Annotated in this window: 20 protein-coding genes, 1 tRNA gene and 1 pseudogene; 9 read left to right on the top strand and 13 right to left on the bottom strand. The window is 66.5% G+C overall.

Features of this window, described 5'->3' with window-relative positions; translation table 11 throughout:
- Positions 1-37: 37 nt before the first annotated feature.
- Genes U5918_RS03160 through U5918_RS03145 form a run of 4 tightly spaced genes read right to left on the bottom strand, consistent with a single transcriptional unit; the run spans position 38 to position 5,575 of the window.
- Positions 38-3,091 (bottom strand): FAD-binding and (Fe-S)-binding domain-containing protein, encoded by a 3,054-nt coding sequence (locus U5918_RS03160; protein WP_335999391.1) that lies wholly within the window; start codon positions 3,089-3,091, stop codon positions 38-40.
- 37 nt (positions 3,092-3,128) lie between these two features.
- Complete coding sequence (locus tag U5918_RS03155; protein WP_335999389.1) at positions 3,129-4,466, bottom strand: HEAT repeat domain-containing protein; 1,338 nt, start codon at positions 4,464-4,466, stop codon at positions 3,129-3,131.
- Between the two features lie 35 nt (positions 4,467-4,501).
- A complete protein-coding gene (locus U5918_RS03150) occupies positions 4,502-5,257 on the bottom strand; it encodes a protein sorting system archaetidylserine synthase (protein ID WP_335999388.1) in 756 nt (251 codons plus the stop codon).
- Between the two features lie 48 nt (positions 5,258-5,305).
- On the bottom strand, positions 5,306-5,575 hold the full coding sequence (locus tag U5918_RS03145) for a hypothetical protein (RefSeq protein WP_335999387.1): 270 nt from the start codon (positions 5,573-5,575) through the stop codon (positions 5,306-5,308).
- Positions 5,576-5,688: 113 nt separating this feature from the next.
- Here U5918_RS03145 and U5918_RS03140 point away from each other — a divergent pair.
- Positions 5,689-6,108, top strand: a pseudogene (locus U5918_RS03140) (plastocyanin/azurin family copper-binding protein); the annotation flags it as partial.
- A 179-nt stretch (positions 6,109-6,287) separates the two neighbouring features.
- Here the strand turns inward: U5918_RS03140 and U5918_RS03135 are convergent.
- The 4 genes from U5918_RS03135 to U5918_RS03120 are packed head-to-tail and all read right to left on the bottom strand — an operon-like array spanning position 6,288 to position 8,760.
- On the bottom strand, positions 6,288-6,938 hold the full coding sequence (locus tag U5918_RS03135; protein ID WP_335999386.1) for a 30S ribosomal protein S3ae: 651 nt from the start codon (positions 6,936-6,938) through the stop codon (positions 6,288-6,290).
- Positions 6,935-7,156, bottom strand: a complete 222-nt coding sequence (locus U5918_RS03130) for a KEOPS complex subunit Pcc1 (protein ID WP_335999385.1) — start codon at positions 7,154-7,156, stop codon at positions 6,935-6,937. The genes U5918_RS03135 and U5918_RS03130 overlap by 4 nt, the downstream gene beginning before the upstream one ends.
- The gene (locus tag U5918_RS03125) at positions 7,153-8,295 is read right to left on the bottom strand and encodes a hypothetical protein (RefSeq protein WP_335999383.1); all 1,143 of its coding nucleotides are present in this window, start codon (positions 8,293-8,295) and stop codon (positions 7,153-7,155) included. Before U5918_RS03125 ends, U5918_RS03130 begins: the two co-directional genes overlap by 4 nt.
- Complete coding sequence (locus U5918_RS03120; protein ID WP_335999382.1) at positions 8,296-8,760, bottom strand: 30S ribosomal protein S15; 465 nt, start codon at positions 8,758-8,760, stop codon at positions 8,296-8,298.
- Between the two features lie 323 nt (positions 8,761-9,083).
- Here U5918_RS03120 and U5918_RS03115 point away from each other — a divergent pair, with 323 nt between their 5' ends.
- Complete coding sequence (locus tag U5918_RS03115; protein ID WP_335999381.1) at positions 9,084-10,661, top strand: DUF7289 family protein; 1,578 nt, start codon at positions 9,084-9,086, stop codon at positions 10,659-10,661.
- 33 nt (positions 10,662-10,694) lie between these two features.
- Here the strand turns inward: U5918_RS03115 and U5918_RS03110 are convergent, their stop codons facing one another.
- Genes U5918_RS03110 through U5918_RS03090 form a run of 5 tightly spaced genes read right to left on the bottom strand, consistent with a single transcriptional unit; the run spans position 10,695 to position 14,082 of the window.
- Positions 10,695-11,447 (bottom strand): DUF7289 family protein, encoded by a 753-nt coding sequence (locus U5918_RS03110; RefSeq protein WP_335999380.1) that lies wholly within the window; start codon positions 11,445-11,447, stop codon positions 10,695-10,697.
- The gene (locus U5918_RS03105) at positions 11,447-11,893 is read right to left on the bottom strand and encodes a DUF7266 family protein (protein ID WP_335999379.1); all 447 of its coding nucleotides are present in this window, start codon (positions 11,891-11,893) and stop codon (positions 11,447-11,449) included. Before U5918_RS03105 ends, U5918_RS03110 begins: the two co-directional genes overlap by 1 nt.
- Positions 11,886-12,842 (bottom strand): DUF7261 family protein, encoded by a 957-nt coding sequence (locus U5918_RS03100; RefSeq protein ID WP_335999377.1) that lies wholly within the window; start codon positions 12,840-12,842, stop codon positions 11,886-11,888. The genes U5918_RS03105 and U5918_RS03100 overlap by 8 nt, the downstream gene beginning before the upstream one ends.
- Positions 12,830-13,411: a DUF7288 family protein gene (locus U5918_RS03095; protein ID WP_335999376.1), complete on the bottom strand. Its 582-nt coding sequence runs from the start codon at positions 13,409-13,411 to the stop codon at positions 12,830-12,832. Before U5918_RS03095 ends, U5918_RS03100 begins: the two co-directional genes overlap by 13 nt.
- On the bottom strand, positions 13,405-14,082 hold the full coding sequence (locus U5918_RS03090; RefSeq protein ID WP_335999375.1) for a DUF7287 family protein: 678 nt from the start codon (positions 14,080-14,082) through the stop codon (positions 13,405-13,407). The genes U5918_RS03095 and U5918_RS03090 overlap by 7 nt, the downstream gene beginning before the upstream one ends.
- A 284-nt stretch (positions 14,083-14,366) precedes the next feature.
- Here U5918_RS03090 and U5918_RS03085 point away from each other — a divergent pair.
- From U5918_RS03085 to U5918_RS03055, 7 genes are all read left to right on the top strand, one after another.
- Positions 14,367-14,438: transfer RNA gene (locus tag U5918_RS03085), tRNA-Ala, on the top strand.
- Positions 14,439-14,836: 398 nt separating this feature from the next.
- The gene (locus tag U5918_RS03080) at positions 14,837-15,001 is read left to right on the top strand and encodes a hypothetical protein (protein WP_335999374.1); all 165 of its coding nucleotides are present in this window, start codon (positions 14,837-14,839) and stop codon (positions 14,999-15,001) included.
- Positions 14,998-15,696: a DNA cytosine methyltransferase gene (locus U5918_RS03075; protein ID WP_335999373.1), complete on the top strand. Its 699-nt coding sequence runs from the start codon at positions 14,998-15,000 to the stop codon at positions 15,694-15,696. Before U5918_RS03080 ends, U5918_RS03075 begins: the two co-directional genes overlap by 4 nt.
- Positions 15,693-15,926 (top strand): RNA polymerase sigma factor, encoded by a 234-nt coding sequence (locus U5918_RS03070; RefSeq protein ID WP_335999372.1) that lies wholly within the window; start codon positions 15,693-15,695, stop codon positions 15,924-15,926. Before U5918_RS03075 ends, U5918_RS03070 begins: the two co-directional genes overlap by 4 nt.
- Before the next feature lie 112 nt (positions 15,927-16,038).
- Entirely contained in the window at positions 16,039-17,688 is a 1,650-nt protein-coding gene (locus U5918_RS03065) for a DUF7845 domain-containing protein (protein ID WP_335999371.1), read from the top strand.
- Positions 17,689-17,980: 292 nt separating this feature from the next.
- A complete protein-coding gene (locus U5918_RS03060) occupies positions 17,981-18,178 on the top strand; it encodes a hypothetical protein (RefSeq protein ID WP_335999370.1) in 198 nt (65 codons plus the stop codon).
- A gap of 6 nt (positions 18,179-18,184) precedes the next feature.
- Positions 18,185-19,033, top strand: a complete 849-nt coding sequence (locus tag U5918_RS03055; RefSeq protein ID WP_335999369.1) for a hypothetical protein — start codon at positions 18,185-18,187, stop codon at positions 19,031-19,033.
- Positions 19,034-19,095 lie beyond the last annotated feature (62 nt).

The following is a 19,095-nucleotide window of genomic DNA, read 5'->3' as shown; positions in this document are numbered from 1 at the left end:
GCCCCCGGCCCAAAATACTGTCTGAAGTCCGACGGGCTCAGTCGGCCAGCGCGTCGGCGACCTTCTCGATCGGGTGTGGCGGTTCGTCGTCGGCGCCGGGGCGGTCGCCCAGTTGCGTCCGGCAGGAGGCGCCGGGGGCGACGACTTGCTCGCCGCCGCTCTCTTCGACCTGGTCGAAGAGGACCTCGCCGATGGCGCGGCTCATCGAGTAGTGTTCGGCCTCGTAGCCGAAGGAGCCGGCCATGCCGCAACAGCCCGAATCGAGGGGGTCGACGCGGTAGCCGGCCCGGCGGAGGACGCCGACGGCGTGGTGGTCCTTGGCCGTGGCCTTCTGGTGGCAGTGACCGTGGTAGGTCAGGTCCTCGTCGGGGATCTCGAAGTCGACGGCGTCGTCCAGCCCGTGGGCGTCGAGGTACTCGAGGACGCCGTACGCGCTGCTCGCGACGGTCTCGGCGGCCGCCGCGTCCTCGCTGTCCCCCAGCAGGTCGAGGTAGTCCGACTGGTACATCACGGCATCGGACGGCTCGATCACGACCACGTCCCAGTCGTCGTCGACGCGGGGAGCCAGTTCGGTCACGTTCTTCCGCGCGGTCTCGCGGGCCTGGTCGAGAAAGCCCTTCGAGAAGGCCGCCCGGCCGCTGTCGGTCAGCTCGCCCGGTACCTCGACGTGGATCCCGGCCGCTTCGAGCACGCGGACGGCGGCCTTCCCCGCCTCCGGCCGACTGTAGTTGGTGTAGGTGTCCGGGAGGAGGACCACGCGCCGGTCGGCGCCCGCGACGGGCACGCCGGGACCGCGTTTCCGGAACCACTTCACGAAGGTCCCCCGCTCGAACGTCGGGAGGGTGCGCTCACGGGCGATGCCGAGCGCCTTCTCGGTCACGATTCGGGAACCGGGCACCTTGGTGGCGAGGTTCGAGAGTGGCGCCAGCGCGCTGCCGATCGCCGAGAGCCGGTCGACGTTCGCGAACAGCCGGTCGCGCAGGCTCGCTCCCTCGCGCTTGTGGTGTTCGTGGGTCACCTCGGCCTTCAGCTTCGCCATGTCGACCTCGCTCGGGCAGTCCTTCTTGCAGCCCTTGCAGCCGATACAGAGGTCCATCACCTCGGCCAGGAACTCCTCGGAGTCCCCCTCGACGTCGGGCAGGTCGCCGGACATGGTCTGCCGGAGGGCGTTGGCCCGGCCGCGCGTGGACAGCGACTCCTCCTCCGCGGCGCGGTAGGTCGGACACATCACGCCGCCGGTCGTGTCCTGGTGGCCGCGACAGCCGCCGCAGCCGTGACAGAGTTCGGCCATCCCCTGGAAGCCGTTCTCGTTGTCCCACTCGAGGGTCGGCTCGAACCCGGCGTCGAACTCGTACTCGGGGTCGAACCGGAGGTTCTCGGTCAAGTCGGTCGGGTCGTCGGCCCGGAAGACGACCTGGCCCGGATTCAGGAGCCAGTCGGGGTCGAACGCGGTCTTGAGGTCCTGGAAGGTCTCCCAGATCTCGTCGCCGTACAGCTTCTTGTTCCACTGGGTCCGGGCGCGGCCGTCGCCGTGCTCGCCGGAGACGGAGCCGCCGTACTCGACGACGAAGTCGGTCACCTCGTCGGCGATGGACTCCATCTTGGCGACGCCCTCGCCGGTCTTGGTGTTCACCAGGGGCCGGACGTGCAGGACGCCCGGACCGGCGTGGGCGTAGAAACTCGCGTACGTGTCGTGGTCGTCCAGCACCGCCTGGAAGTCGGCCACGAACTCCGGGAGGTTCTCCGGCGGGACGGCGGTGTCCTCGACGAAGGCGACGTGCTTCGCGTCGCTCGTCCGGCCCAGCAGGATCGGCAGCCCGGACTTCCGAAGCTTCCAGAACTGCTCACGTTCTGCGTCGTCGTGGGCCTCGGCGGCCGAGTCGGCCCGGACCGGCGCGTCGGTCTCGACGCCGTCGCCGGTGGGGTCCGCGAGCGTCTCGCTCACGGGCGCGCGGTCGGCCAGCAGGTCGGCGACCCGTTCACGGCCCTCGGCGTCGCTGTCGGCGTAGAACTCCACGAGCAGGACGGCGCCCGTGCCGGCGGGCACCATCTCGTCGACGAGCGCGCCGAACTCGGCGGTGTCCCGGGCCAGGTCGAGCAGCACGTCGTCGAGCACCTCGAGGGCGGCCGGATCGTGTTCGAGGATGGGCTCGACGTCCTCCATGGCGTCGAGGAGGTCGTCGTACCGGAGCAGGGCCAGCCCCTTCGTCTCCGGGACCGGTTCCAGCGAAACCTCGGCCTCGGTCACCACGGCGAGGGTTCCCTCGCTGCCCGCGAGCAGTCCGGGCAGGTCGGCGACGCCGTCCTCGCGAGCGCGGTCGATCACGTAGTCGAGGTTGTACCCGGAGACGTTGCGCTTGAGGTCGGGGTAGGCGTCGGCGATCGTCTCGTCGTCCAGCACGTCTCGGACGGCGGCGTAGATCCGGCCCTCGAGGTCGCCGTTTGGGTCGGCCAGGTCGTCCAGGTCCTCGACCGGGACCGGTTCGAAGGTCGTCACGGTGCCGTCGGCGAGGACGACCTCGCAGGACTCGACGTAGGCGTCGGTCTTGCCGTACTGTAGCGAGTGTGCGCCGGTGGAGTTGTTGCCGATGGCCCCGCCCAGCACCGATTTGTCGCCCCACGCCGGGTCGGGGGCGAACTTCAGCCCGGCGTCGGCGAGTTCGGCGTTCAGATGGCCGAGCGTGATTCCCGGTTGGGCCCGAGCGCGGCGCTCGTCGGCGTCGAACTCGACGAAGTCGTCCATGTAGCGCGAGAGGTCGAGGACGACCGCCCGATTGACGGTCTGGCCGGCGAGGCTCGTCCCCCCGCCGCGGGGGAGGACGGGGATGCCCCGCTCGGCGCAGTACTCGACGACGGCAGACACGTCTTCGGTGTCCGTCGGGAAGACGACGCCGACGGGCGTCACGTCGTAGATGCTCGCGTCCGTGGCGTACAGTTCGCGCGTGAACTCGTCGAAGCGGACGTCGCCGTCGACCAGCGTCCGGAGGTCCGAGACCAGTCCCGGCCGCTGCACCTCGCCGCCGGCGTAATCGTAGTTCGCCCGGTCGTCGCCGCTGGGGTCTGGACCTTCGACCCCGGACTCGGCAGTCATGCCGCGATATAGCGACCGGAGAAAGAAACGCTTGGCGTTACGCCGAGGATTGTTCCGCCTTCTCGGCCTCGACCTGCACGATGTAGGAGCGGTCGTCGGCGTAGTCGGCGGCGGCCTCGCGCGCCCCCTCGGTCCCGATCCGGTTGAGCGCCCACGCGGCGCTTGCCCGGACCTCGTCCGCGTCGTCGTCTTCGAGCACGTCCGCGAGCGGGTCGATCGCACGGGTGTCGCCGATCAGGCCCAGCGCTCGGGCGGCCGTCGAGCGGACCTCGGGGTTGTCGTCGACGAGCTGGTCGGCCACCAGTTGCGTCGAGCGCTCGGCCCCGATGGCGCCGATAGCGCGCAGCGTCGTCTTCCGCAGCGCCACGTCGCCGCCGTCGACGAACTCCTCGATGGTGTCGAGGGCCTCCTCGGTCCCGATCCGGCCGAGGATGCGGATGGCCTGCTGGTCACGCTTCTCCGCCAGCGCCACGAGGTCGTCGGTGGCCTCCGGCGGGGCGATCCGTTCGAGCGAGTCGAGGACGTTCTCCTCCATGAAGTCGGACTCGAACTTCTCCAGCCCGAGGAGGACCATCTCGACGGCCTCGTCGTCGCCGTCCTTGTAGGCCTTCTCGTGGAGCTTGATCGCGTTCCACTCCGCGGGGAAGTCCTTGCGGTTCTCGGGGTCGAGCGGGTCGTAGAAGCCCTGCGCGGCGAGCTGTTCGCGCACCAGCAGGTCGTCCCACTCCTCGGCGTCCTCGAGGTCGTCCTGCAGGTCCTCCACGGCCGCGAGCAGCGTCTCGATGGTGTCTTCGTCCTCGTCGGGATCGAGATCGGTGTCCGCGAGGACCTCGCTCACGCGCCGTAGTTCCGCGGCCAGGTCCTCGGGGTCGTCGCTGTCGGGCTCGAAGGTCTCGACCAGCTGACTGCCGGCGGTGTCGAGGAACTCCTCGACGGCCGGGATGACGTCCAGTTCGCCGTCCTCGGTCCACTCGGCGGACTCGACGGTCTCGGCCGCGGCCTCGATTCTCTCGGTGACGTCCTCGGCGTAGGGGCCGCGCCGGTCCGCGAGTTCCTCCCGGAGCGATTCGAGTTGGTCGCGCAGGTCCGCGACCTCGTCGCTCTCTTCTGCTTCCTCGTCCTCCTCGTCGCCCGCGTCGTCCGGGGCGAGCCCGTCGATCGCCGTCTCGATCCCGTCGAGGTCAGACTCGACGGCGTCGAGGTCGGCCTCGGTCTCGGCCGCCTCGAGCGACTCCGCGACCGAATCCAGCCGATCCGCGACCGCGTCCGGGTCGGCCGCGGGTACGTCGGCTCCCGCGTCGCCGTTCTCGGGTGACGCGTCGGGCGTCTCGGCCTCGGCCTCGTCCGCGCCGTCCTCGCCGTCGCCGTTGCTCATACAGACTGCGTGGACTGTCCGCACAAAAGGCGTTTCTATTCGGTGTCCAGGGTGTCCGCCTGCTCGGGCGCGGGATCGGTCCCCTCGACCGACCCGTCCACCAGGTAGCGCCGGTAGAACCACGGGCCGATCAGGTAGAGGACTGCACCCACGAGCAACGCCCGCGGAAACACGCGACCGTAGGCCGTCGGCGCGACGATCGCGCCCGCCTGGACCACGCCCATCCCCAGCGCGTGCGAGGCGCGCAACTCGGGGTAGGTGATCGTCGTGACCATCAGGTAGGTGAACAGGACCGTGAGGACGAGCATGGGGGCCGCGCCCTGGACGCCGGCGAGGTAGACCACCGCGAGGATGGTCGCCGCCAGCGTCGTCTGGACGCCCTCGGTCGCCTCGGTCCCGATGTCGTAGGCCGTGTACATCCCGAGGCGGACGACGCCCGAGCCGACGAACAGCGCTGGGACGACGAGGGCGGCGGCCAACAGTTCCGGCGGGTCCGCGCCGGTGAGGGTCAGTCCCCACTCGGCGCTGACGACGGCGAAGACGAAGACCGCGGGGGCGACGCAGAAGGAGGCCACGTCGGCCAGCGAGTCGATGAACTCCCCGACGGGCGTGCTGCCGACTGCCCGGGCGAGGACGCCGTCGAGTCCGTCGGCGACGGCCGCCAACAGGATCAGTCGCGCGCCCAGCGCGGGGTCGACGGTGGCGGCCACGGCCGCGCCGAAGCCCAGGCCTGCGTTGGCCACCGTCACGAGGTCTGCGAGTCCCAGCCGGCCGACGAACCGCGGCTGCATACCACCGCTTCCGAGCAGCGCCGCCTTAGTCCGTTCGGTACCGACCGCTCACTCGATCGCGTGCATCAGTCCGGTGACGAGCAGGCCGAAGGCCGCGACCGACCCGAACACGACCAGGACGCCGACCAGCCGGTTCTCTCCCTCGGGGTCGAACCCGTAGCCGAGCACGCTCGCCAGCCCGAGCAGCGCCACGACCGCGCCCGCGCCGACGCCGACACCCGTCAGCCGCGGGATCTTCGTGCCGAACTCGAAGAGGGCGACCGCGACCGTCGCGAGGCCGACCGCGAGCAGGCCGGATCCGAACGTCGTTCTCTCCATACCCGCCCCTGGGATGGCGGGGGCAAAAAGGCCGCTACTCGCGCCGTCGGCCCTCCCCGCCGCGCTCGTCTCGAACCGCGCGACATATCACGCTCCGGTCCCGAGACTCGGATATGCGCAGACGGGCCTACCTCGCGACGCTCGGGGCCGGCACCGCCGCCCTCGCCGGCTGTCTCGGTTCCGGCGGAGCCGAGAGTTCAGAAGACGAGTACGACATCGGGATGTCCACCTCCGCCTTCCGCCCCGTGGAGTTCGCGGTCGCACCTGGCACGACCGTCGTCTGGAAGAACACGAGCAAGAGCACCCACACCGTCACCGCCTACGAGAGCGCGATCCCCGACGAGGCCGAGTTCTTCGCCTCCGGCGGGTTCGAGAGCACGCAGGCCGCGCGCGACGGCTGGTTCGAGAACAGCGGCGGCGGCTTCAGCAGCGGCGAGACCTACGAACACACCTTCACCGTCCCCGGAACGTACGAGTACTTCTGCATCCCCCACGAGAAGACGGGCATGGTGGGCACCATCGAGGTGACCGAGGACGCGACCCGGACGCCGGAAGGCGGGCGCGTCACGGCGACCGACTCCGGGACGAGCACGGGCACCGACGAGTCAGGGACCGACGCGACGACCGAGTGAGCCGACGGCGCTACTGATCGCGGACGAGTTTTCTGGCGCCGCCGCTCCGTGGTCGGTGAAAAATCGAAAATGGTCGTCGCTCAGTCGTCGCTTTCCTCGACGTCGACGTCCTCCTCGTCGACGTCGACGCTGGTCTCCTCTTCGGCGGCGACCTCGGCGGGTCGGGCCTCGAGGGTCGCCTTCTGGATCTCGACCCGGCGCACCGGGTAGATCAGCTTCGCCTCGTTGTAGATGGCCGAGGAGAGCCGGCCCTCGACGACGCTGTCGACCAGGTCGGTGTAGGTGCGGTCGCTCGCGGCGTCCTCGACGAGGTCGATCATCTTTCGGCGGATGGCCTTCTCCTGGCTGTGGTCCGCGGACTTCGTCGTGTAGGCGACGGGCTGGATCTGCAGCCGGTAGTCGTCAGTCGTCAGCACCGTGACGAAGGCCTCGATCTTCGAGGAGCCACGGCGGACGAGGCTGCGCTTGTAGTCCCGGGTCAGCTCGAAGGTGTCGAACTCGGTGTAGGCCGAGTCGCCGGCCACCTCGTCGACCTGGAAGGTGAGTTTCTTGTTGTTCTCGCTGGCGTCGCTTTTCAGGTCGCCCAGCGTCGTTTCGATGGTCCGTCCGAGGACCTGGTCCGATTCCACTGCGGGCGTCTCACCGAGTTCCTCGCGCTCGAACTGCTCGGGCGAGAACACGGTGTACCACTGCTTGCCCTGCTTCTGTCGTGAGACCGATCGTTCACTCATGATTGTGTCTTGGTTAGTCTGTCCGCAACTGCGCAGTTGACCACGTAGTCGTCGACGGTGGCGTGCAGGCCGCCCGTCGACTCGCGGTCGATCTCCGTCCGTACCGTCCGTCCGTCAACCGTCGTCGCCATCTCCTCGGTGTTGTCCGGGACGAGCGCGGCCGCGACCTGCGCGGCCCGCTCGGGATCGCCGTGGGTCGTCTCGATAACGGCTCTCATAGCGCACCTCTGAACGCTTCGATGAACGCTGCGGTGTCCGTCTCGAACGACGCCTGCGCGCGCCGGCCCGTTCCGGCCGCGCGGCCACCGGTCGAGGCGACCGCCGCTTCCATCGACGCGGCGAGGTCGCGGTCCTCGACGGCCGCCGCGGCCGCGAGCCCGTCCGTGACGAACAGCGCGACCGGCTCCGGCGACCGGAAGTCCCGGAGCAGGCGCGCGACCGTCCCGACCGGGACGTCGCCCTGTGACTCCCCGCGTGCCACGAACAGGCCGTCGTACCGGCCGGTCGTCGCAGACGTGATCGCCTCGTGAGCGCGTTCGCCGTGGGTCTGCCAGGCCGAGAGCGCCGCGTCGCGGGAGTCGTGACCCAGCGCCAGCGCGACGCCGGTGCCGGGCGCCTCCCGGGCGGCCGCGTCGAGCACGTCGCCGTACCCTTCGACCGTGCCGAAGGGGCCGCCGGCGTGGGGTCGCAACGCGTCCTCGACGGACTCGGCTGCGCGCTCGGTGGCGTCCGCGTCGCCGACGGTGCGGAGCGCGACCATCGACGCCAGTCGGCGCCGGTCGTCGTCGTCCATCGCGTCGGCGTCCTCGGCCGCCAGCATGAGGTTGCAGTCGGCCAGTGCGGCCCGCACGGTCTCGGGATCGCCCGAGAACGGCGCGTGCAGCCGCGTGCCGAATGCAAGCCCTTCCGACAGGTTCGACGTCGGCGTCGCGACGCCCGGTCGGCGCTCGACGCCCGCCGCTTCGCGAAGCGTGGCGCTCGGCGTCGTCGGGGCGACGGACGCCCCGGCGAGCGCGAGCACGGCGTCGGCGTGGCCGAGTTCCTCGGCGGCCCGGAAGGCCACCTCGCTGACTGGGTCCGGAGCGCTCGGGATCGACGCGTCGGCGGCCGCATCGGCACGGCCGAGCGTGATCGTCGCGTCGGCCTCGGTGGCCCGCTCGGGATCGGCGGTCGGGGCGACGACGCTGGCCTGGAACGGCCGGTCGGTCGCCGCGAGCGCCCGGGCGAGGACGCCCGTGGCCGCGAGCGAATCACCGTCGGCTGCGGCGACGAGCCGGACGAACCCGGCGTCGCGGCAGACGGCGGCGACGTCGCTGGCCGCGGAGGCTTTCTCCCTGGGACGGTCGGCGGTGGACATCTACTCGAGGAGTTCCGCTGCTTCGTCGTAGGAGTACGTGAAGGTCGCGTCGAGTTCGTCGCCGCGGTAGTAATCGACCAGGCGGCGGATCTTCGATTCGGTGTTCTGGAGCGCGCGCTTGTTCTGATGGTCGTTGGGGTTTTCCTCCATGTGCTCGCGCAGGCCGACGGCCCGCTCCATCAGGTTGCGCAGGTCCTCGGGCAGGTCGGGCGCGGCGTCGTTCTCGTCGAGGATCTCGGTGACCTTCTTGTCCGTCACGAGGCTGACGTCGGGGACCGGCGTCCCCTGGACGCCCTCGTCACGGAGCTTCAGCCCGATCTCGCTGGGACTGTGCCCCTGTTCTGCCAGTTCGACGACGCGTTCTTCGACGGCGTCCGCGTCGACGTCGCTCCACTCCGGCGGTTCGTCTGCCACCGGCTTGTCCGAGTCGGACGAGCCACGGCGGCGTGTGTGCATTCGTGCCATTGGTAGCTGGTTGGAACCGCTACGACCGCTGTCCGGCGTGTCGGGGGCGGGGCTGGCCTGTGGAGCCAGCCCTGCCGGCCGACGGGTCGCCGAAACACTACCGCAATCCCAAGCCGCGCAAGTGAATATCTGCGGCGGAGTCGGATTTGCGGTCGTGCTGTTCCCACCGGACAGTTCCCGTTCGCACACTTTACGGTTTCTACTCGCGACCGCCCGTCGCGGCCGATACCCGCGGACCGACCCCCCTACTCGACGCTCCAGTTATCAAATTTCGATACGACGGCCGGAGTGCTTTTGCTACTCGGTCCGAAACCCCCGAGAACATGGACGCAGGGACGGGTGGTTCGGGCGAGCGCGCGCAATCGGGACCGATCGGCTACGTGCTCGTGTTCGCCGTCGTCATGGCCGGGATGGCGATCGTCGTCCTCATCGGGGCCGGCGGGCTCTCCAGTACGCAGACCCATTCGGAACTCCAGCGCGCCGAACACTCGATGACGCTGTTCGACTCGCGCGCGGCGATGGTCGCGCTCGGCGATTCGGACGGCCAGAGCATCTCCTTCGGCCAGGACAGCGGCACCTTCGCCGTCGACGAGGACTCGGGGTGGATGCGGATCGTCCACAACAACTACACGGCCAACGCCGGCCTCCAGCGGGAGGTGGTCTACAACGAGTCGATGGGCCAACTGGTCTACGAGAACGGCGACCAGTCGCTGGCCTACCAGGGCGGCGGCGTCTGGCAGCGCGGCCGCGACGGGGACGCGCAGATGATCTCCCCGCCGGAGTTTCACTACCGCGGCGCGACGCTGACGCTGCCGATCGTCCGGACGCTCGGCGGCGGGAACGCCGCCGGAAGCACCCAGGTCACCGTCCGGCCACGGACGCAGGCGAAGCTGATCTTCCCGAACCGGACCGCGCCCGACGATAGGGTCGACGAGGTGGGCGCGCCGTACAACGACACCGAGCGAGACTACACGAACCCCGTGCGGAACGGGACGGTCAACGTCACCGTCCGCAGCGACTACTTCGAGGGCTGGGCGACCTACTTCCGCGAGCGGACGACCGGCGAGGTCACCGTCTGGGAGTCGAACGAGACCGTCCGGCTCCAGCTGAAGAGCCTCGGCGGGCCGCCGGGGCAGTTCACGATCCCCGAAGAGGGCGAGAGCGTCCCCGCGGGCGGCATCGACGAGGGACACCCGCTCACGGATTTCGACCTGAACATCGTCTACACCAACGGCAACAACGACCACTTCTCGCTGTACGACGAGCAGAACAACCGGGAGTACGAGTTACACGTCGTCCCGACGGGCAGTAACTACCACAACGCCTGTCCCTCGACCCCCACCTCGCCCGTGTACGTCGCCCTGTACTACTACGAGGGCGACGGCTCCGGGGAGTACGAGTACTGGGAGCAGGAGATCGACCCGACCGCCCATCCCTCGAGCGACATCGAGTGGACCTGCACCAGCGACGGGCCGAAACTGTCCCTCAACCTGCTCACCTCGTACGACGGGATGAACTACGTGCAGAACGCCCCCGGCATCAACTGCGGCGGCGGGCCGGGCGGCGGCAACAAGTGGCGCTTCGGCGAGCACATCAAGTGCGACTACACCCACGGCGACGCCGTCCTCGACCAGCACGCGGCGAACGTCTCCTGGGAACCGACCGGGACGTACTCGCCCGGCGACACCTCGACGGGTCGGTCGCTGGACGACATCGTCAACCACTACACGTCGCTGATGGGCCCCGACGTCGACTTCACGTCCCAGATGGGGCCCGGCAACAGCCGCGCCATCCAGCAGGACGTCTCCGAGGGGACGCTCACCTACCGGACCCGGAGCGGCGCCCAGTTCATCACCTACCTCCACGTCACCGAAAACGAGATCGACGTGGACTTCGACTGAGAAACTCTCTCCGCGCTCCCCGTTCTCCCCTCGCTACGTCTCGAACTCGTAGTTGATGAGCGACCGGGTCACCGACAGTTGCGTGGGATCGTCGATCGAACACTCGACGGTCTCCGGCCGGGTCACTTCGCAGTCGGCGTCGGCGTCCCGTTCGAGGTAGCGCTGCCAGAGGTCGTATCGCGGCGACGTGACGTTGATGATCACCGCGTCGTAGTCGGTCTGGCGCTGGAGGAAGTCCCGGATGGGCGACCGGACCGCGCCCTCGCCCCGGATACGCACCGTCCCGCCGCTGACACTCGTCGCGTTCCCCTTGTTCTGGGTCTGGATGATCGGGACGACGATCCGTCCGTCGTCGAACCGGAACGGCGGGTCCTCGACCACGACGCCCCCGTCGGGCGAGTCGCGGAAGACCGCGCCGCCCTCGTAGACGATCGACGTCCCGCTGTTGCCCGCGTACATGATCGGTTCGGAGTAGTAGGAGACGTTGGGGTTGTCCCCGCCGGGATCGACGCCCGTGACGTTGATCTCGACGGGCTCGCGCACCTCCAGGCGCGCGCCGTCGAGTTTGATCTCCGTGGAGCGACTCGGGGCTCCCTCCTGGTGGATGTCGGCCATGTTGTCCGCGAGGACGTCGAACGCTCGTTCGGCGTTGTTCACCTGCTCGTCGTCGCGCGCGTCCTGGAGGATCCCGAGCCCGGTCACGGAGACGATGGCGACCGTCGTCGCGACCAGCGAGAACACGATCACGAACCCCAGGACGTCGCTCACGGCACGCTCGTCGTCCATCAGCGGCTCCCCTCCAGTTTCAGTTCACCGGCGGCGGTGTAGTTGACGACGACGCTCCCGCCCGAGGCGGTCGACCGCGCCACGGGGACGGTCGTCCGTACCGGCACCGTGACGTTGATCTTCGGATCGATCGTCCGGACGACGATGCGGGGATCCGAGCCGCCTTCGATCCTGACCTGATAGGTGTTCCCGGCCACTCGCGGCGGGAGTTCGCGACCGACCCTGACCGTCTCGTTGTCCGTCGTGGTCTGGGCCAGCCGGTCGGCCGTCTGGACGTCGCTGCTGACCTGCTCGCCGACCACCGCGAGTTCCGTGCGGATGCTCTCGTCGCGCTGGGTCTCGACGAACGTCCCGCCCGCGATGAGGAGCCCCGTGATCAACACGAGCGCGATCGCCAGGCCGAGCACGTAGTTGAGCGTCGTCGCGACGCCGCGTGTCTCAGTCATCGCTCTCACCCGGTTGCACCCGACCGTCGGTCTCGTAGGCGAGCGCCGAGGTCTGATACTCGACGTGGATCGTCCCCGCGTACACCGCCGGCGTCAGGAAGGGCGTCCCCGGCGCGTCCGCGTAGTTGTCGTATTCGAGGTCCGTCCCGTCTATCGTTTCGTTCACGACGAACGAATAGGTCCCCTCGAACTCCTGGCCGTTCCGGACCGAGAGGGTGTACGCCGGCGAGACACCCTCGCCGAACTTCAGCGCCGAGCACCGGTCGCCGTCGAAGGTGCCCGCCGTCAGCCCGAGGGTCGGATCCGAACCGCCGGAACAGATCTGGGTGGGGCCCGAAGGCGGGTCGACCTCGATCGCCGTGTCGGTCCCGGCACTGTCGTTCTTGAACAGCCGCAGTCGCCAGGTCGAGCCGTCACTGACCCGGAGCGTGAGGGGGCTGCCGCCCTCGTAGGCCAGCGTCGACGAGTCGGTCACGTTCAGCCGCGCCGATCGCGTCTCCTCGACGCCGGTGGCCATCGTCCAGTCACCGGAGACGGGGCCGGTGGTCCGTGCCGTCGAGTTGGTGAAGTCGCCCGTCGTGTCGTTCTGTGTGATTCGCGTGCCCCAGTCGACGGCGACGAGCGTCCCGTTGACGCCCGTCCCCTGCAACACCTGGTGTAAGGAGCTCCGGCGAGTCAGCGACTCGACGCTGCGGGTGAGGTCCGTGCGGATCTTCGACCGGGTCGTGCCGTTGCGGTTCGCCGCCTCGACCAGCGGTTCGGCGCCCTCGAGGACGTCGTTCCGGAAACTGATCGCGTCACCGCCGCGGGCGTCCTGCCCCCGGGTCGCCAGGTTCTCGGTGTAGATGACCGCGTTCAACACCAGCGTCAGTGCGACGAACGACGCCGCGAGGACGAACCCGGCGACCAGAAGGACCTGCGCCCGGTCGTCGTCCATCAGATCCGCCATACGACCACCTCCACGCGGAGCACGTCGAAGAGGGCGCCGTCGCCGTTCTCGTCGGCGTAGAAGTTCGAGTCGTTGATCCGGGGCCCCCGACTCATGTCGGCCTCGTAGAGGCGCGACTCGTTGGTCAGGACGACCATCTTGCTCGACGCCACCGCGTTGTCGCTCGGGACCCCGCGGTAGAGGATCGGTGTCCGCTGGAGCCGCCCGGACTTGTAGTAGGTGACGTAGACGTTGTACGCGATGCCCCGGTCGCCGAACGTCCGTTCGAGCGCCCGCCCGAAGTCCGTCGGTAACCGGCGCGTATAGAAACCGCTGGCCGACGCCCCGTGGAACCGGCCCTCCGTGCTGTTCCAGTAGAGCACCGTCCGTTCGAGCGAGTCGTTCCGCGCCGCCATCGCCAGCACGCCCGCCGCGCTCTCCTGTTGCTGGTTCTCGATGTGCTGGCTCGACGTACTCGCAGACAGCGGCGTCACCGCCGTCATCTGGAGCGCGAAGACGATGCTCGACGTCAGCAAGAGCCCGGCCACGATGGCCTCGAGGGTGTGTACCTGGCCGCGATCACCTACCATAGTTTCACCACCACCGAGACGTCCCGTCCGTGCAGCGACACCGCCCGCCGCGCCGTCACCGAGGACCCCGTCGCCGTCGCCGCGTTGTTCCCCGTCGTCAGCGGCGTTGGACCGCTCGACCCGCAGTTCGCGTTCGATTGCGCGACCAGTTCCCCCGCCGAGTCGTCCCAGCAGAGCAGTTCGTTCGGCGATCCCGACCCGCTCACGTTCCCGCGGACCGATACGTTGACGAAGGCCGTCTGGCCGATGCCCAATTGCTCGACCAGCGGCTCGTCGTCGAACCGACAGTCCGAGGGAGGTGTCCCGCCCTCGAAGAACTCGACCGTACACGTCCGATTCAGCGCGTAGGGTTCGTTCGGGTGGCCGAGCGAGTCCTGCACCAGTCCGTCGGCGACCCTGTTGACCGCGACGATGTCCTCCTGGTCGCCCTGCGTGAACGGCTGGACCGTCCCCGAGACGAACGTGAAGATGGCGATCAGGACGAACACGAACAGGACGACGCCGGTCGTGAAATCCATCGTCGTCTGCCCGCGCGCGCTCGCGACCATGGATCGGATCGGGGTCGTCGACCGACGGCTCTCGGCCGCGGTGCTCTCGCCCGGGCCTCGGTTCGGCCCCGGCCCGGAACCACCCGCGGCTTCGGTCCCGTCGGACGCATTTCCCTTCTCCATGCGAATCACTCGTCCGTCCGGTCCGGACGCCTCCCTGTCGGAATCCACCAGTCGTCCCGCTGCCTCCCGGTTGTCACACGCAACTACCCCTACTGGCAGAACTGCGCGTAAAGCCGTTACGGCCGGCTATACTTTTTGATAACTGAATGGCTGAAGCCAACTCGTTGAAAGTTTTCGCTCCCGTCGCCGTCCGATTCGTCGAGGTGATCGGGACCGACTTCCGGGACGGGACCGGATTCGCTTCGATGGGTTTAAGAAAACACGTCGGTTAGCGACAATCGCGCGGGCTCGTAGATCAGCGGTAGATCATCCCCCTGGCACGGGGAAGGCCCGGGGTTCAAATCCCCGCGAGTCCACTTCCTTTCCTTCGCTGTGGTCACTTCACACGAAGTTACTTCTCTGGCGGCTGTTCTGCTCCGAATCGGCAGAATCGACCTTCCGGAAAGTTCCATCTTCGGGGAGAGTTCACCGGGGATCCTGTAACGCGCCCCTGCCGTCTGGCGGGGTCGAGAGGGTACAGGGGTGTTCTGCGTGAGCAAAGCCGCCGCGTCCGAGCCGGAGGTGCCGGAGCAAACGGTCCGAAATCGGTCCCAGTACGCTGATACGTTACATCGAATCGACCCCGATAGTGACGACTCGCATCCGGCCTGCTGGGAACAGAACCGAGACGGCGAGTTCACCACTGTACCGACGGCTGCGTACCGGCCCCACTACGCGCTCTGTGGAAACCCGGAGTGTTTCGGGGGTGAGCGCCATGTCTGACCGGCCGAAAGCGCTCATCGAGGCCCAGAACCGGGCGCTCAGGAAGGAGAACGAACGGCTCCAGCGCTACGCCGAGCGGTACTTCGAACTGCTTCTTCGGTATCCAGAGGTCGTTCGAGAGGCCCAAGGCGTCGGTGAGGACGGTGGTGAGGCATGAGCCGGCCGCTGGTGATCGACCTGTACAGCGGGCCGGGCGGTGTCGGGCTGGCCTTGGACGGGCTCGACGTCGAGCACGTCGGGGTCGATATCCAGGATTACAGCGACACCTACCCAGGGGAGTTCGTCCAGGCCGACGCCTCGTACGTCGCGTTCATGGCCTGCTTCCCGTCGCCCGACCTGTTGTGGCTCTCGCCGCGGTGCCAGGCGTATTCGCGGCTATCCTACGCGAACGCTGGTCGCTACGACTGGGACCAGACCCCGAAAGAGCGCTACCCGACGTTCGCAGATCTGAACGTGCGTGCTGTCATCGACGCCATAGACCCCGAGCACTACATCATCGAGAACGTCGCGACCTGTGACGACCTACGGGAACCATGCCGACTGAATGGGCTGGCGTTCGGACTCCCGATCAACAACCAGCGCCACTTCGAGACGAGCTTCCCGGTCCCCGACGCTTGCGAACCTGGGTCGGGTGAAATCACGCTCGGGAAGGGCTACATCCGGCACGAACTCGCTGCGGCGAAAGGCGTTCCTGCCGAGTGGTCCGAAGCGGAGATCAACTCCGCGATTCCGCGTGAGTTCGTCGAATATCTGCTACACTACTGTTCGAGCACCCCCGACGTTCCGCTTCCCGACGAACTGAGACAGCGGCCGCTCGCCGAGTTCTCGGTGCAGGACGGTGGTCAAGCATGACCGGGCGGCAGCCGACGCTCTTCGAGTTCGAGCGTCCGGAACCTGGCCTCCAGCGGTGGGACGAGGACCTGGATACACTCACCGACGCCGAGCGCGAAGTCTTCCAGGCGGTCGAACTTGGGGCCTACGGCGCGCGAGAATACGCCCGGCACACCGACCGCTCTCCGGGGACGGTGAGCAACCTGCTACGCCGAGCCCGCGGCCGGCTTGAGGACGGTGGTCAGACGTGAGTCCCGACGACGTGCCCTGGCCGGTGGAGTTCGTCCGGGCGTCGGAACTCCGCGACGGCGCGACAGACGCCGAGGTACGGCACGCAGTCGTGACCGCCGAGGACGACTGAGGATGCGCGCGGTCGACCCGGCTCCCCACGAGTTCGCGGCGAATTTCCTCTTCGCGGAGGACGGGCTGGCCCCGTTCTTCGCTGCTGACTCACAAGTGAAGGCTGGCGGCGGGAGTCAGCGCGGGACGTTCGTCGACGACGGGGAAGAGTGGGTCGCGAAGCTCTACTACCAAGACAGCGGTATCGTTCACCCTGGATCGAAGACACCGACTGGGACCGACTGGCGTCTCGACGAGATGCGCGAGTTCCGGCTTTCTGTACAGCGGCACCCACGCGAAGACTCGGTGGGTGAGCAAGATTTCAACGCGCACTTGGCCCCGCGCTGGCAGGGGATGGAGGTGGAGAAGAACGGCGGGGACACCTTCGAGTTGGACGTACCGGAAGGCATCGAGGAGGCGGTGAACGTCCGGATCAACGGCAGCAACATCGAGTTCACCCGCTACCGACGACTCTTGAAGAAAGCGGCCCTCTCGGTGGGAATCAACGGCCGGTATTTCGACGAGGCGCACGAGTACAGCAACGTGCAGGACGCCGAGATGTACGTCCGGGTCCACAAAGACGCGAGTGGCCCAGTACACGCCCGCGACGGCCCGATAGCCTCGATGGGTCACCTGCTGGAGAACGACCGTCGAGGCTACCGGAAGGTGGTCCAGAACGACGACAACGACCACGGCCAGAACCTACCGGGCTACTACCATACGGCGACCCTGGATCGGCGGCGGATTCGAGAAGCGTTCCCCGACCACCGGCTTCCAAAGGAAATCAAGCACTACTACGCCCGAGAAGCCCTTTCGTTCCCCGAGGACCACCCGCTCCGGCATCCGAAAGTCGGGGCCAGCTATCAGGCGAGTTTGATGCCCGACGGGGAGCACATTCCGGTCGACGAGGAGAGTCTGGAGGAGCTGACCGACGAGTTGAACCAGACCGTTCATAGCGTACTGGTTGACGCCGGCCTGGACGTTGCGCCGGAACACGGCGACGGGCCCTTCGTTTCGGATGCGTACTTCGAGGTAGAGACCAGCGACGAGCATCGCGACGCGGTCGGCCTGGATCTCGCGCACATCAGGCACGAACAGGAATCGGTCGTCGTGAAGCACCTGGCGGACGGCCTGAGCCCGGTGCAGTGGGAATCGTTGGACACACTGGTTTCAGACGGTGGTCAGGTCTCGCCGGCCGATATCGCGGGCGAGCACGGCCGGCACGTCGACAGCGTGCGGCGGGCCCTTCGAGAGATCGAGGACTTGGTAGAGCGCGAGTATGGGTCCGTGTCGCTCCGGAGTACGTACGTCGCGGAGTTGGTTCACGACGCCGTGCAGGAAGCGCGTGACACCGTGCAGAAGGCCGCCGAGGCGGGTGCGCGTGCCCTGGAGGCCGCCGAGCGCGGCCTGGACGAACGCACGAGCGCGTTCTTGGCTTGGGCCTCGAAATACGGGGTCGACGTTGACGACTGTCGCGATGCCCGCATGAAGCTCCGGCTGGGTGACCTGGATCCAGACGCCGACCCGAGTCCCGAGTACTTGGTCGGGCAGGCGTTCAAGCGGTGGCGTGCCATGAACCGGGACGAAGAGCAGTTCCGGACCGGCGTGGTCGAGGTCAACGGCGGACGCTACGACGCCTGGCGACTGATTCCGGAGAAGACCGGTTCAGTGTGAGGACCGCCGTGAGTGGCAACACTCCCGGCCACCCCTGATTTTCCAACCGAAGTTGGGCTGGACAGCTGATAGAGCGCAATGTAGGTTGTAGTGATCGGTGAGATCGAGACCGGCAAGCGGTCGCGCTGGCCGGGCTGGCCCGACCACCGACGGGGAATCGCGACCGCGAGGGTCGCGTTCCCCGTTAGGGGTGTGGCTAAGGCCACTTCATCAAAATACACCGCACTCCTGCAAGACAATTCTGGGGGCAATCCCCCCAAATCGACTTTTACTTCGAGGATAACGTCTTCACATGACCTACCCAGCACAGGCCGTTACTGGGCTATTTTCCTTAGTAGTAGCTATTTTAGTTCTAATATTGACTATTGGAACACTGTGGGACTGGAATGTGAATTATATTGCCCAAGTTGCATCCCAATTTGCGGTGCCCTTCGTCTTGGCGCTTGTTTCACTGTACCTTTTTCTGGAGATCCGGGAGATGGCAGATTGATAAAGTATGAGTGAAGATAATCATCTACAAATAATCGCCGCTGATGATGGGGAAGCACGGCATATCCTATCCTGGCAACAATCGAAATACCAGCACATACAATCCCTCTCTCAAGGGATTCTAACCGCTCAGATAACGATCCTGGCAGTAGCCGCTACGATTCTGGCAGCTACCTATCAACTGATTCCATCCATCCCACTTGATTCAAGCCAATATGTTTCCTCAGCCAGTTCATCGATTCTTCCAATAGGTGGTAGTGCTGCCCTTTTGATCGTATTGGTCAACTGGATATTATTCTACGTACTGGTGTTCATGTCCATAATATTCCTTCTTCTATCTTTATACAAATTATTTGATGTTGCGACCAGCCAGCGACTACCCCCGAGATTGCCCCATAACAGTGTTCTTCTTCAATCAGATATTTCGGAGAAGTTTGAATCAGAAGGCTGGTCTATGGAAGTCCGTAGGGCAATTATGGATAATAATAGAATAATTAAGGATTCATATATTGACTACGTTTCGGGTTCCCTCAGGATACCGGCCTCCTTATCAGTAATATTCGTTGCTATATATTTATATTATATCTGCACTGAAATACGGGTGATAACCATTCTCTCCATGGATCTCACACTGCTCATATCTGCACCACTCGTAAATATGGTCTCGGAGAAATTTGTTCAGCATGAATCCTCGAACGATACTCAGAACTCTTTAGCGGAGGAAATGATCCTGCTCGGTGAAGGCTCTAGATGGGAATTAGTTGAATTGACTATGCCAGAAAAGATTCTGACCTACCTTGTCTCATTGATATCTCTTATTGCCCTGTTGGCTGCGATAGTCTCAATGATCTTCTGAATAATCCACTATATACTATAGAAATATACCCGCCTGCTGACGTTGACAAAGATGGACGCGTT

Origin of the sequence: Halorientalis sp. LT38, from assembly GCF_037031225.1 — an archaeon.
Classification (GTDB): Archaea; Halobacteriota; Halobacteria; order Halobacteriales; family Haloarculaceae; genus Halorientalis; species Halorientalis halophila.
This window is presented reverse-complemented; position numbering and strand designations above follow the sequence as displayed.

Excerpts from the sequence above, each read along its gene's own strand:
- U5918_RS03160 (WP_335999391.1), bottom strand. The coding sequence starts at position 3,091 with ATGACTGCCGAGTCCGGGGTCGAAGGTCCAGACCCCAGCGGCGACGAC.
- U5918_RS03155 (WP_335999389.1), bottom strand. The coding sequence starts at position 4,466 with ATGAGCAACGGCGACGGCGAGGACGGCGCGGACGAGGCCGAGGCCGAG.
- U5918_RS03150 (WP_335999388.1), bottom strand. The coding sequence starts at position 5,257 with ATGCAGCCGCGGTTCGTCGGCCGGCTGGGACTCGCAGACCTCGTGACG.
- U5918_RS03145 (WP_335999387.1), bottom strand. The coding sequence starts at position 5,575 with ATGGAGAGAACGACGTTCGGATCCGGCCTGCTCGCGGTCGGCCTCGCG.
- U5918_RS03135 (WP_335999386.1), bottom strand. The coding sequence starts at position 6,938 with ATGAGTGAACGATCGGTCTCACGACAGAAGCAGGGCAAGCAGTGGTAC.
- U5918_RS03130 (WP_335999385.1), bottom strand. The coding sequence starts at position 7,156 with ATGAGAGCCGTTATCGAGACGACCCACGGCGATCCCGAGCGGGCCGCG.
- U5918_RS03125 (WP_335999383.1), bottom strand. The coding sequence starts at position 8,295 with ATGTCCACCGCCGACCGTCCCAGGGAGAAAGCCTCCGCGGCCAGCGAC.
- U5918_RS03120 (WP_335999382.1), bottom strand. The coding sequence starts at position 8,760 with ATGGCACGAATGCACACACGCCGCCGTGGCTCGTCCGACTCGGACAAG.
- U5918_RS03115 (WP_335999381.1), top strand. The coding sequence starts at position 9,084 with ATGGACGCAGGGACGGGTGGTTCGGGCGAGCGCGCGCAATCGGGACCG.
- U5918_RS03110 (WP_335999380.1), bottom strand. The coding sequence starts at position 11,447 with ATGGACGACGAGCGTGCCGTGAGCGACGTCCTGGGGTTCGTGATCGTG.
- U5918_RS03105 (WP_335999379.1), bottom strand. The coding sequence starts at position 11,893 with ATGACTGAGACACGCGGCGTCGCGACGACGCTCAACTACGTGCTCGGC.
- U5918_RS03100 (WP_335999377.1), bottom strand. The coding sequence starts at position 12,842 with ATGGCGGATCTGATGGACGACGACCGGGCGCAGGTCCTTCTGGTCGCC.
- U5918_RS03095 (WP_335999376.1), bottom strand. The coding sequence starts at position 13,411 with ATGGTAGGTGATCGCGGCCAGGTACACACCCTCGAGGCCATCGTGGCC.
- U5918_RS03090 (WP_335999375.1), bottom strand. The coding sequence starts at position 14,082 with ATGGAGAAGGGAAATGCGTCCGACGGGACCGAAGCCGCGGGTGGTTCC.
- U5918_RS03080 (WP_335999374.1), top strand. The coding sequence starts at position 14,837 with ATGTCTGACCGGCCGAAAGCGCTCATCGAGGCCCAGAACCGGGCGCTC.
- U5918_RS03075 (WP_335999373.1), top strand. The coding sequence starts at position 14,998 with ATGAGCCGGCCGCTGGTGATCGACCTGTACAGCGGGCCGGGCGGTGTC.
- U5918_RS03070 (WP_335999372.1), top strand. The coding sequence starts at position 15,693 with ATGACCGGGCGGCAGCCGACGCTCTTCGAGTTCGAGCGTCCGGAACCT.
- U5918_RS03065 (WP_335999371.1), top strand. The coding sequence starts at position 16,039 with ATGCGCGCGGTCGACCCGGCTCCCCACGAGTTCGCGGCGAATTTCCTC.
- U5918_RS03060 (WP_335999370.1), top strand. The coding sequence starts at position 17,981 with ATGACCTACCCAGCACAGGCCGTTACTGGGCTATTTTCCTTAGTAGTA.
- U5918_RS03055 (WP_335999369.1), top strand. The coding sequence starts at position 18,185 with ATGAGTGAAGATAATCATCTACAAATAATCGCCGCTGATGATGGGGAA.